Origin of the sequence: Larkinella humicola, assembly GCF_008727875.1 — a bacterium.
Lineage (GTDB): Bacteria > Bacteroidota > Bacteroidia > Cytophagales > Spirosomataceae > Larkinella > Larkinella humicola.
The window spans coordinates 769954-782116 of the sequence record NZ_VTWS01000002.1; the positions used below are offsets into that span (position 1 = coordinate 769954).

The following is a 12163-nucleotide window of genomic DNA, read 5'->3' on the forward strand; positions in this document are numbered from 1 at the left end:
GATTACCTACCCGGCAAACCACCGCCTATAGCAGAACGGCGCAAATACGGTTACACGGCTTATCGAAGAAAGGAAGCAGGGTGCAAGCTTTCAACTTATCTGTCCCCGTTGCCGGGGCGGAATTTGGCACCTTTTTCAGGGAGTATGAATGGTTGCCAAGACATCATCGGGTCCAATCCCTCCGTCTTTCTCGATAAGCGGTTTACAAAAATAGAAAAAGAGCCGGTCTTCGCCAAACCGATTCCCTCCGGGGAGAAACAGGCGGTTTTCCCAAAAGATTCCGTTACCAGGTATGTTCCAGATCTTCTTTGGTATAGGTGTGGTTCCGCTCGTGGTAAAGCGACGCATTCGGTGTTCGTTTGATGGTCAACGGGTTTTTCGCCCGGAGCCGGTAGAGGTACGCGATCGGGACTAAAACCGCCCAGAATAATACCGTCAGAATGATTTTGCTGTTGATGATGCCCAGGATTTCAGCCAGTTTGAACCACAGCCAGGCAATGCCGTTGCCAGCCGCCGGAATGAAGATGCTGAGCAATCCGACAGCTGCTGCGGCATAGAGCCAATAACCGGACTTAAAAACAAAGTACAAAACGACCAACCCGGTCACGATCACCAACTGGGCCTTGACGCGATCTACTTGACTCATAGGCCGATGTCTGTAAAGTAATTATACATATTTTCCCGCTTTTGCCCCAGACCCCTAAAGGGGCACGGACGTCGAACCATCCGGATGAAGCTGCGTCCGTACCCCTTTAGGGGTCTGGGGCGAAAGGTCCTACGGGGCAAAAGCGTCAATCCAATCCAAACTCCTCCTTCCACTCGCCCTTTTCCGGCCACGCTGGTTGCTGTTTTTTATCAAACACATACTTCCCGACGACCAGATACTCCATTTCCGTTCGCATAAAACACCGATATGCGTCCTCCGGCGTGTTGACGATGGGTTCGCCCCGCACGTTAAAACTCGTGTTGACCAAAACCGCACAACCCGTCTGTCGTTTGAACGCATCGATCAATTGCCAGTAGCGCGGGTTCGTTTCCCGTTGAACGGTTTGAATCCGGGCGGAGAAGTCGATGTGGGTAATGGCCGGTAAATCGGAGCGTTGAACATACAATTTTTCCCGCATGGGAAAGCTGTCATACTCAGCGGGCAGCGGTTTTCGGCGGTTTTCCAGAACCGGATGCACCAGCAACATGTAGGGCGAGGGCCCGTCGCAATCGAAGTAGTCGGAACACTCTTCGGCCAGCACCGAGGGCGCAAAAGGCCGGAACGACTCGCGGTATTTGATGGTCAGGTTCAGTTTTTTCTGCATGTCGGCACTCCGCGGATCGCCCAGAATGCTGCGACCGCCCAACGCCCGGGGTCCAAATTCCATCCGCCCCTGCACCCAGCCCACCACATTTTCATTCGCCAGCACCCGGGCGGTTTTCTCGCACAGGGCTTCAAAATCGTCGTACCGGGTAAAAACCGCTTTGTACTTTTTTGCCATCAACTCAACGTCCAGATCCGAAAACGCCGGACCCAGAAACGACCCTTGCAGGGCGTCATGCGGGTAATCGATGATGCGTTCCCGGTCAAAGTAGATGTGATAGGCCGCCAGAGCCGCGCCCAGGGCCCCACCCGCATCACCGGCTGCGGGTTGAATGAAGATATTTTTAAAAATGCCGGATTTTTGGAGTTTTCCGTTAGCGACGCAGTTGAGCGCCACGCCACCCGCCAGCACCAGATTATCCGTATCAGTCAATCGCCGGGCCTCACGCGCCATGTGGATGACCACCTCCTCCGTCACCCGCTGAATCGCCAGACCCAGATTACCGTGTTCCGGTTTCAGTTCATCATCCGGCTGCCGTTTGGCCATACCGAATAGCACTTCCCACTTTTTTTCGTGAACCATCCGCAAACCGGTCGCATAATCGAAGTAGTTCTGGTCGAGCCAGATAGAACCGTCGTCGTTGATCTCCACCAGCTTTGTTTTGATCAGCTCGACATACCGGTCCACGTCCGGCGAATTCGGATTTCCGTACGGTGCCAAACCCATCAATTTATACTCCCCGGAGTTGACCCGAAAGCCCAGAAAATACGTAAAAGCGGAGTATAACAAGCCCAGCGAATGCGGAAAATGCAGTTCTTTCAAAACCGTAATCGCCTTTCCGTCGCCCAACCCGATGGAAGCCGTCGCCCATTCGCCCACGCCGTCGATGGTCAGAATGGCGGCTTTTTCAAACGCGGAAGGATAAAACGCACTGGCGGCATGCGACAAATGATGCTCGGGGAACAGCAGTTTTACCGGTTTTCCAGAATCGTAGCCGAGTTTTTTCAGCTCGTCCCGCAGGAGTCGTTTCAGGAATAATTTATCCTTCATCCAGACCGGCATGGCTGTCAGGAACGACCGCAAACCACGCGGAGCAAAGGCGTAATAGGTTTCCAGCAATCGTTCAAATTTCAGAAGCGGTTTGTCGTAGAACACAATGGCATCCAGCTCATTCAGGCTCGTTCCGCCGTATTCCAGACAGAAACGAACGGCGTTGGCCGGAAAACCGGCGTCGTGTTTTTTGCGCGTAAACCGTTCCTCCTGCGCAGCCGCCACAATCCGCCCGTCTTCGACCAAAGCCGCAGCCGAATCGTGGTAAAAAGCGGAAATTCCGAGAATCGTCATGTCTGTGTCGGGCAGGCCCGGCAAAACCGGTAAGGGTCAATCGGTGTTAAAGGTACGCCTGTTCATTCAAAAGTACCCCAAATTTTAGCAGGTAGGCCCATTCGCCCGACCGTTCTATAGAAAAGCCGCCGTATTTCATCTGGGGATGTAAATTGAGTATATTTGGGCGTTTCAGTACCACTTTTCCCAACTTCATTTTGAAAATTGCTGCCATCGATATCGGCTCCAACGCGGCCCGTCTCCAGATTTCAACGGTTCTGCACGTGGACGACGTGATTAGTTTCAAGAAGGTTGAATACGTCCGGTTTCCGCTTCGGCTGGGTCACGATGTATTTAATTTTGGAGAAATTACGCCCGAAAGCGAAGTTCGTACCAACAAATTGATGCAGGTGTATAAGCTGTTGATGGAACTCCACGAAGTGGAAGACTACATGGCCTGCGCCACCTCGGCCATGCGGGAAGCCGTCAATGGCCATAAAGTGGCGACTCGCATCAAAGAGTTGACCGGCATCGAAATCAACATCATCGACGGTCAGAAAGAAGCCGAACTGATCAATAATGTGGTGGTGCAGGCCCTCGACGAACGGCAGTTTCTGCACATCGACGTGGGCGGTGGCAGCACCGAACTGAACCTGTATCTGAACCGGAAAAAGGTCAACTCGAAGTCGTTCAAAATCGGCTCCGTGCGCTCATTGGAAGGAAAAGAAACCAAAGGGGCCTGGAACAAAATGAAAGACTGGGTGGACGAAAACGTGCTGAAAACGCAGGATATGGTCGCCGTGGGGACGGGTGGAAACATCAACAAGATTTTCAACCTCGTGGCGAAAGTCAATGACACGACCACCCTGGCGGAAATTGAACGGATGCGGAATTACATTTCGGGCTACAGCCTGGAAGACCGCATCAACAAACTGCGTCTGAATGCCGACCGGGCCGACGTCATCATTCCGGCGGCAGACATCTACATTTCGGTCATGAAATGGGCCGGAGCCGATACCATTGTGGTGCCTGACCTGGGCCTGAAAGACGGTATTCTTCAGTTGGTGTATGAACGCTGGGGCAAAAAGCAGCCGAAAAAAAAGCCTTAGTTCCCGAACCATTCAAGCAGTGAACCGGCTGTGTACGAACTTCTCCAGGTAGAAAACCCGCTTCCGGAACAGATTCCGCCGTTCTGCCAGGACGGTTTTCTGTTCCTTCAGGTCCGTCACCTGCTCAACCAGCCGGATCGACCGCTCCACTATTTTGCCCTTCTCAACCCCAAAACCGGCCGGGCCGACGCCCGTTGTGCGGTTTTTATCCGCGACGACTGGGCCATCAGCCCGTCGGCCGCATCGTTTGGTTCCATTGAGTTTTCGGATGAGTTGCCGGACGAAGAACTAGTCCGACTGGTGGACGCCGTAGTAACAACTAGTAAAAAATTACTAGTCCAGGGCCTTCGAATAGTCAACTACCCGGATTGTTATTTGCCGGTTCATTCCCAGCAACTTCGTGCGATATTGCTGGACGCCGGTTTTGCGGTGAAATATGAAGAACTGAATCAACACCTGCCGGTCAGCGCACGTTCCTTTACTGAACACCTGCATGCCGCCGAACGACGGCGCCTTCGAAAATGCCAGCAGGCCGGTTTTACGACTCAAATCTGGGAAAAACCAGACGCGGACACTTTGTTTGCGTTCATCCGGAAAGCGCGGTTGCGGAAAAACCTGCCTTTATCAATGAGCAGCAAAGAGCTTGCCAATCTTCTCTCGAATTTCGGGGAAGTCTGCCCGGTTTTTACGGTGTGTGATGGCGACCAACTCATTGCCGCCTGCCTGGGCATTCGCGTTGCGCCCGGTATTCTCTATTACTTCCTGCCCGCCGATCAGGAAGATTATCAACAGTTTAGCCCTTCGGTGATGTTGGTCGAAAATCTGTACACCCATTGCCAGCAACACCAGGTTCCGTTGCTAGATCTGGGCATTTCGACCAGCCATGGCATTCGGAACGAGGGACTAATTCGGTTTAAAAGCCAATTGGGCGCGGTGGAGTCGGCGAAGCTGGTGTTTGAGATGCGGTTTTGATATAGACTTTGTGGTAAGACAATATTTGTGGGAGTGAAATAATTCTTCTTACTTAATCACAAATTCTACGTATAAAATATGGTACTACCTACTCAAGTCAACGAAATCGCTGCTTTAGTTGGCCTTACAGATAAAGAAATGGCTTATGTTTTGGGTCTGACACCCCGCAATCTCCACCGGCTTCTCTCTGAACAAAACTTAAATATTGAAGCATCAGAACGGCTTTTGCTACTAACAAACGTTTTAGTACATGCATTAGACACGTTTGAAGGGCGCACCGCCACCATTTTAAGCTGGCTAAAAACGCCAATTCGGGAATTAAACGATCAGACTCCGCTTCAGTTGATGGATAGGATTAGCGGTTTTACGTTGGTCAACGATGTCTTAGGTCGGCTGGACTACGGTTTACCTGCCTGATGTGCATCACTTAACATAATTTCCCATATTCACTCCATAAGCCTGTAGTTTTATCATTTTCTGAGATGCCGTTAGGCATCAAATGTTTGTAGTAAACGTCTCCACTTACAATTTGGTCGCGTAGCGATCCAACCTTCGCCTGTTTGTTAGATCGCTACGCGACCAAAATGGAGATACAGATTCTATCGAGCTACAAACATCCAGTCGCTAACGCGACCTGTTTACCGTCGAGACAATTTAGAGGTATCTAATTAAAGAATCTGTGGATGTTCTGATCATTGTGATCACCGCCGTCGAAAGCCCCGCACACGCCCCAGCACTGACCCCATTAAGCCATTCATATCATCCGACACCCGGAACCACAGAATCAGCCCGGCAAACAGGCCCGCCAGCACCAGCGAGCGTCCGATAATGCTGAGCAACACCAGCCACAGCGAACCGTTCCACTCCGGCAGAATCAGCGACACGCCGTAGACCAGCACCAAAACCGCCAGAGCCTTAACACCCGAAAACGTGAACGGCAGGATTCGGAAAAACACCCAGACCAACCCCACTTTGCTCAGCGCAAAAACCAGCGTGGTGAGCGTGGTGGCAAAAGCCGCTCCGTCGATGCCGTAGCGTGGAATCAGGTAGGCGTTGGCGCCAATGGCCAGGCAGGCCATCACAATCATCAGCAACGTGGCGTAGCGGTAGTATTTGGAGTAATTGATAATTTCGCCGTTCACACCCGTAGCCATCTCAAACAGCTTCGCCGACGCCAGCAACAATACCACGTGTTTGCCCTGCCGGTAGATGTCGGCTTTCGGCAGCAGGCTGAAAATACCATCGATATTGGTCCAGATCAGTAGAAAAACCAGACCACCCGCCAGCAACTGATTCAGCGACGACTTGTGGTACAGTTCCTGAACGTGCGCCATGTCGTTCTGTCGTAAGGAATTGGAAACCAGTGGCGTCGAAATCTGCGTGATGGTTTTTCGGGGAATTTCAATAATGCCGGCAATGTAGGTCGCGATGATAAAAATAGCGGCATTGGTCAGTCCTTCGCCACCGGAAAGCATCGTGCGGTCGATGAAATACACCACCTGCGTGCCGACGCCCCCCATGACGACAAACAGACCGAAGTAAATCATCTGCCGAAACATGCCGTCTTTCAACCGCGTCACATCGAACCGCAACTTTAATTTACCCAACTGATAAATATACACCAGCAGAATCACCACCGCCAGACCGTACGATGCAACCATCAGGTAGAGCATCCAGTCGAAATTGTACCAGCCCAGTCCGAACAGCAGAATTACCAGCACATTCGCCAGTTTCAGATACACTTCGCGAATGAACGTCGGGATGGCAATGCGGGCATTGTTACGGCAGTAGGCTTCCAGCACGGAGATATAAATCCAGAAAATCGTGAGCGGCACCACCAGCACATGATACGGAATCAGCCCCGCTGATTTTTCGGCAAAATAATCCTGAATGGGTTGTTCGAACAGAAAATAAGCCGCCGTAAACAGGCTGATTCCAATCAGGGGAAAAGCCAGCAGGAAACCCAGAAAGCCGTTGTTCTGCGTTTTGTCATCGCGGAAATAGCCAAAAAACCGGTCGGTGATAAACGGCGCACCGAGGTGGGCAAAAGCGGCAAAAAGCAGGCTATTTTCCAGTAACAAACGCGAAATCGCCAGTTGGTCGGTCGACAGAAAGTGCAGCGAAACGTACAACTGGTTAATGATCCCGATGCCGACTCCGATGTAGGAACCGATGCTGGCTTTCAGGCTTTGACGAATGACAATTCCCATGTGTTTTGGTTACGCTCCCTTTCGATAAATGGCGACCACCGTGGCCCCGTCGGACATAATCGGCAGGCGTTTGGCCACAAACCGGGTCGATTTATAGACGAGCGACGCGAACAGATTTCGGCCCAGGTGTTTTTCCAGCCACAGGCGATAGCCGAGACTCCGGTGCGTCACTGAAGCCGGTTCGTTTCGGATTTCAACCACGGTCAGCCCCATCCACTCACCGGCATATTTCAACGAAACCGGGTCCCAGAGCAGGGTGTGGTGGGGCGGCAGATTCAGCGTATGGTACGGATCTTCCCGGAAATAATACGAGGCATTATTCGGAACGCCAATGGCCAGCAAACCGCCCGGTTTGACGCACTGAGCCGCCTGCCGAAAGAAATCGCCGACCTTGTTGACGTGCTCGAAAACCTGAAACGCACAAACGACATCGTATTGGCCTTCATGCTGTTGGGCGTGAATTTTCAAATCTTCGTTGATGATGTTGACCCCGATTTTCTTGCCGTACGCAATTGCGTCGTCGTTCAGTTCCAGCCCCAAACCGTTCGCTCCTTTTTCGGGCAGCCGCTTTAGAAAGTACCCGTTGCCGCTGCCAATTTCCAGCACCCGGTCGCCCGATTTGAGGTGTTGAAACACCAGCTCATGCTCCCACTTCCACGGGCTGTAATACCCTTTGTAATGCTTGCCCAGATCGGCGTAAAAATCCGCATCACCCGCCAGCGAAAACGGGTAATAAAACCGCAGTTTCGACTGGTTGCATTCATAAATCATCACCTCGTCCATCCCGGCAAAATACCGGCTGACGTCCATCCCGAACTGATCGCGATACCGTTGTTCGATGGTGCGGGCGTTCAGGCTCCGAACGGGCGAAACCGCGGGCGAGTTGGTGAGCGGTGAGCGTACGGTCATAGTTCCAATAGACGGTTTAATTCCTGGATGCGGTCACGCATTTCGTATTCATTGATCATTTTTTGCCGGGCATTCCGACCCAGTTCACCAGCCAGTTTGGGCTCGTCCAGCAACTGAACCATGTACTTCGCCATACCCTGGTAATCACCTTCTTCGACCAGAAAACCGGTCACGCCGTGTTCGACGGCTTCCTTGATGCCCGCGTGGCGGGTGCTGACAATCGGCAAACCGGCGGCCGAGGCTTCCAGCACCGTATTGGGCGTTCCTTCCGAATCGCCGTTCACCGGATTCACCATCGAATGCTGGGCGAAAAGCCGGGCTTTTTTGTGCCATTCCGCAATTTCCGCAGCGGTTTTGACCCCGACCAACTGAACAGCGTATTTCAACTGCAGTTCATCGACCAGCTTTTTACAGGCTTCGAACAATTCACCCCCGCCAATCATCACCAGCCTGGCATCCGGATGCCGGTCCAGTACTTTATCAAACGCCCGAATCGTCAGTTGTGGCGCTTTTTTGGCCGTAAACCGTCCGACGGTTACAATCAGCTTTTCCGCTTTTTCCGGCTCGGCCCCGGCGAATAAGTCCGTTTCAACGCCGTACGGATTTCGGTGAACTTTGTGAGGATCAGCACCCAGACGGACGAGTTGTTCCACCATATCGTTGGAAACCGCCACAATCGCTTTGGCCTGCGCAAAGAGCTGGCGGTATGGCGTTTCGAGCTTTCTGAGCGTTTCTTTCTCGACCGCATCGAAGCCGTGAAAATGCACGACCAGCGGCACATTTGCCTTTCGGCAAGCGGCCATCACATGGCAAGCCGTCGGGCCGTATTCTGCCAGCAACACATCCGGGCGGTTTTTTTTCAAATACCGGGTTAGAAAATGGGTGTAAAAAGCCGGGTAGAGCGCCGACACCACCCGCTTGATACCCACCCGAATCGGCTCGGCCAGCGGCATCCGGATGATCGTGTCGCCGTCCGGCGTGCGATACGGTCGCCAACCACCGGAGAGCGTCAATTCGGGCTTCAAATACGCGATATGGTTGTGAATAAAGGTCTCCGAATAGCTGTTTTTGTTCGGATAGGCAATGCAGATTTTCATAGCTTCCGGCCGACGACCAAATACGTACACGCGTCCTTGTCCTTCGTTTCCTGAGATGTCGTTTTGTCAAACAGGCTGATTGATGCCTGCATGATGAGCGCAAACGGTGGCCACAGCCAGCGCGGTATTTTGAACAGAAAACCGTCCTGAAACAGTTGCAAACCCATTGCCGAGCGTCCGATAATGCCCCGAAACGAGACGATTTCAAAACCGTTGCGGGCCACAATTTTCTGTAAACCGGCGGAGGTCCAGCGCCAGTAATCCGTAGGGTCGGGGTGATACATCCAGTACCCGTGTGTCGTCAGCAGCAACAAACCGCCCGGTTTCAGAATCCGGCACGCTTCCTGCAAATAGCCTTCGGGATCTTCGACGTGTTCCAGCACCTGCGTCGACAACACCACATCCACCTGCGCGTCGTCCATGCCAATGCGGCTGTCGGAGCCAATGTAGACATCGGCGTGCGGGTTCCAGTCGAGGTCGATGCCAATGTACTGCACCTGTTCGGGCGGAAAAAGCGACACGTAGGGTTTGGTTCCGCAGCCGTAATCAGCCAGTTTGATCCGCCCGGTTTTCGTCAGCGGATCGATGAACGTGGTTCTGGCATACTGCACCAACTCCCTGAGTTTGATCAGATAATACCGCCGGGGATTGGTCAGTGGAGGTTTAATCCGGTAATGCTCAGACGGATCGTCCGGCATCGCTTCAGCGCGGATTGTTGTCATAATGAAATAGAAACGTCGTGGTGCGGCCCGGTTTGAACGGAAACCGGCTGATTTTCAGAAATACCAACCAAATCAGCCCTGATACGCGTACGATTTGTGGTGCGTATTGGCATTGTAAACACAAAGAAAGCAGAGACGATGCAAATAATTAAGTAATCTTGTAATTAGTTTACGGTATTCGGTTTTCTGTTTACGGTGGCTGGCGCAAGATACCTACACATACTTGATCGTGCGTTTAAAAGCACGCGTCAGCCACCGTAAACAGAAAACCGTAAACCGAATACCGTAAACCGAATACCGTAAACCGAATACTATAATGCCCCTCTCCCCCATCGTTTTATTTTGTTATAACCGCGTCGATCACCTGCGGGAAACGATTAACTATCTGGCTAAAAACCCATTAGCCCGAGAAAGTATCCTTTATATTTTTTCAGACGGGCCAAAAACGAATCCGGCGGTTGGGAAAGAAGACGCAGAACGGGTGCAAAAAGTCCGTTCCTATTTGCCGACGATTGAAGGCTTTGCGGACGTCCGCATCAAGGAAGCCGAAACGAATCAGGGCCTGGCCAACTCCGTAATCCGGGGCGTTTCGGAGGTGATTGCGCAACATGGCCGCGTGATTGTCATGGAAGATGACATCATCTGTACGACCGATTTCCTCGATTTTCAGAATGCGGCTCTGGATTTTTACGAACACCATCCGCTGGTTTTTTCGATTTCTGGCTACTTGTATCCGTTTTCCATTCCGTCCACTTATTCCGAGGACGTTTTACTGTTGCCGCGCGCGTCGTCGCTCGGCTGGTCGACCTGGAAAAACCGCTGGGAATTGTCCGATTGGTCGGTGGCGGATTATAACCAGTTTATCCAGGATTCGAAAGCCCGGCAGGCTTTTTCGGCCAGTGGCAGCGACCTGATTCCGATGTTTGCCAAGCAGCAAAAGGGCCTGATCAGTTCCTGGGCCATCCGCTGGAGTTACACGCATTTCAGGCAAAAGCGGTATTGTCTGTATCCGATCCGGTCGAAAGTCGAACACATTGGCTACGACGCCGGCACCAACTTTGGCCGGTTCAGCCGGTTTCAGAACACGGCGCTTCACGAAGGCAAAATCAAACTAACAGCAGATGTTCAGGTTAACCCGGAGGTGGTTCAAAACCTCAAACGACATTTCAAACCAAGTTTGCTGCGGCAGATGATCAACCGGTATAAGTACGGTATTTAAGGATCTTTATCCCGCCGAAAAAGTTGAAGAATCGTCGTATTCATCCATTCCAGTTCCTGTAGCGACTCATGCAACCAACGTCTACTTCGCACACAAACGACCCAAACCGGGACACTCTTCGGTCGGTGAGTTCCTCCCGGCTTCTTTCCCTCGACACCTTCCGGGGCATCACCGTTGCGGCCATGATTCTGGTCAACAATCCCGGCGACTGGGGCCACATCTACGCCCCGCTGGGACACGCCCACTGGCACGGCTGGACGCCCACCGACCTCATTTTTCCGTTTTTCCTCTTCATTGTTGGCGTATCGATTTCGTATGCGCTGCAGCAGAAGGACCGGGCCGGACTGGCGGGAAAAATTGTGAAGCGAAGTCTGATCCTGTTTAGTCTGGGTTTGTTTCTGAACCTGTTTCCGAAATTTGATTTCACGACCGTCCGGATTCCGGGCGTTTTGCAGCGGATTGCGCTGGTGTATCTGGCCTGTTCGCTGATTTACATCAAAACCGACACCCGAACGCAGGGCTGGCTGGTCGGGATTTTGCTCGTCGGCTACTGGCTGTTGATGTCGTTCGTTCCCGTGCCGGATTTTGGCCCGGCCAATCTGGAAGCCGAAACCAACCTCGGTGCCTGGATCGACCGAACTTTGCTGAGCGGACACCTATGGAAAACCTCGAAAATCTGGGACCCCGAAGGACTACTAAGCACTCTGCCCGCCATTGCCACCGGCCTGTCCGGAATTCTGGCCGGAACGCTCCTGAAATCCCGCCGACCGGAAGCAGAAAAAGCGGTCTGGCTGTTCGTAGCGGGTTGTTTCTCTTTATTGGGGGCTTACGTCTGGAATGGCTTTTTTCCGATCAACAAATCCCTCTGGACCAGCTCGTTCGTGTTGCTCACTTCCGGTTTGGCGTTGCAGGGACTGGCCTTGTGCTACTGGCTGATCGACGTGCAGGGTTATAAAAAATGGACCAAACCGTTCGTGGCCTTCGGCGTCAATGCCATCACGGTTTTCTTTCTCTCCGGTCTGATTCCGCGCATTTTGAACATGATCAAAGTGCAGCAGCCCGATGGCGCGGAAATCGGCGCGAAGGAGTGGCTGTACCAAACGTTGTTTGTGCCGTATTTCGAAAGTCCGTACAATGCGTCGCTGGCCGGGGCGCTGACCTTTGTGTTGATCTGGTTCGGGATTCTGGGCTGGATGTATCAACAAAAAATCATTATTAAAGTATAAATAATGCCGCTAATTTTGAGTTAACACAGCAGACACGTAATCCGCTGTGTTTTCAAAACCGACCTA

11 protein-coding genes and 1 riboswitch are annotated in these 12163 nt (G+C 52.3%); of the genes, 5 read left to right on the top strand and 6 right to left on the bottom strand.

Annotated features, from left to right (window positions below):
* Positions 1 to 92 precede the first annotated feature (92 nt).
* Positions 93 to 200: riboswitch (SAM riboswitch) on the bottom strand.
* 83 nt (positions 201 to 283) lie between these two features.
* Both F0P93_RS11065 and F0P93_RS11070 read right to left on the bottom strand, forming a co-directional pair.
* Positions 284 to 646 (bottom strand): SxtJ family membrane protein, encoded by a 363-nt coding sequence (locus F0P93_RS11065; protein ID WP_150876394.1) that lies wholly within the window; start codon positions 644 to 646, stop codon positions 284 to 286.
* Between the two features lie 145 nt (positions 647 to 791).
* On the bottom strand, positions 792 to 2654 hold the full coding sequence (locus F0P93_RS11070) for a carbamoyltransferase family protein (protein ID WP_150876395.1): 1863 nt from the start codon (positions 2652 to 2654) through the stop codon (positions 792 to 794).
* Between the two features lie 197 nt (positions 2655 to 2851).
* On the opposite strand from F0P93_RS11070, the gene F0P93_RS11075 reads away from it, so the two are divergent.
* From F0P93_RS11075 to F0P93_RS11085, 3 genes are all read left to right on the top strand, one after another.
* Positions 2852 to 3742 carry a Ppx/GppA phosphatase family protein gene (locus tag F0P93_RS11075; protein WP_150876396.1) on the top strand — a complete coding sequence of 297 codons (891 nt, stop codon included), beginning with the start codon at positions 2852 to 2854 and terminating at the stop codon, positions 3740 to 3742.
* Positions 3743 to 3772: 30 nt separating this feature from the next.
* Positions 3773 to 4714, top strand: coding sequence for a GNAT family N-acetyltransferase (locus tag F0P93_RS11080; RefSeq protein ID WP_150876397.1), 942 nt, complete (start codon positions 3773 to 3775; stop codon positions 4712 to 4714).
* Between the two features lie 78 nt (positions 4715 to 4792).
* Complete coding sequence (locus F0P93_RS11085) at positions 4793 to 5131, top strand: Xre family toxin-antitoxin system antitoxin (RefSeq protein ID WP_150876398.1); 339 nt, start codon at positions 4793 to 4795, stop codon at positions 5129 to 5131.
* A gap of 284 nt (positions 5132 to 5415) precedes the next feature.
* Here F0P93_RS11085 and F0P93_RS11090 read toward each other — a convergent pair whose 3' ends face one another.
* The 4 genes from F0P93_RS11090 to F0P93_RS11105 are packed head-to-tail and all read right to left on the bottom strand — an operon-like array spanning position 5416 to position 9652.
* Positions 5416 to 6924 carry a lipopolysaccharide biosynthesis protein gene (locus tag F0P93_RS11090; protein ID WP_150876399.1) on the bottom strand — a complete coding sequence of 503 codons (1509 nt, stop codon included), beginning with the start codon at positions 6922 to 6924 and terminating at the stop codon, positions 5416 to 5418.
* A gap of 9 nt (positions 6925 to 6933) precedes the next feature.
* Positions 6934 to 7833, bottom strand: a complete 900-nt coding sequence (locus tag F0P93_RS11095) for a class I SAM-dependent methyltransferase (RefSeq protein ID WP_150876400.1) — start codon at positions 7831 to 7833, stop codon at positions 6934 to 6936.
* On the bottom strand, positions 7830 to 8930 hold the full coding sequence (locus tag F0P93_RS11100; RefSeq protein ID WP_150876401.1) for a glycosyltransferase: 1101 nt from the start codon (positions 8928 to 8930) through the stop codon (positions 7830 to 7832). The genes F0P93_RS11095 and F0P93_RS11100 overlap by 4 nt, the downstream gene beginning before the upstream one ends.
* Positions 8927 to 9652, bottom strand: a complete 726-nt coding sequence (locus tag F0P93_RS11105) for a class I SAM-dependent methyltransferase (RefSeq protein WP_114405314.1) — start codon at positions 9650 to 9652, stop codon at positions 8927 to 8929. Before F0P93_RS11105 ends, F0P93_RS11100 begins: the two co-directional genes overlap by 4 nt.
* A 316-nt stretch (positions 9653 to 9968) precedes the next feature.
* Here F0P93_RS11105 and F0P93_RS11110 point away from each other — a divergent pair, with 316 nt between their 5' ends.
* Positions 9969 to 10871, top strand: coding sequence for a glycosyltransferase family protein (locus F0P93_RS11110; protein WP_150876402.1), 903 nt, complete (start codon positions 9969 to 9971; stop codon positions 10869 to 10871).
* A gap of 68 nt (positions 10872 to 10939) precedes the next feature.
* On the top strand, positions 10940 to 12097 hold the full coding sequence (locus tag F0P93_RS11115) for an acyltransferase family protein (RefSeq protein WP_150876403.1): 1158 nt from the start codon (positions 10940 to 10942) through the stop codon (positions 12095 to 12097).
* Positions 12098 to 12163 lie beyond the last annotated feature (66 nt).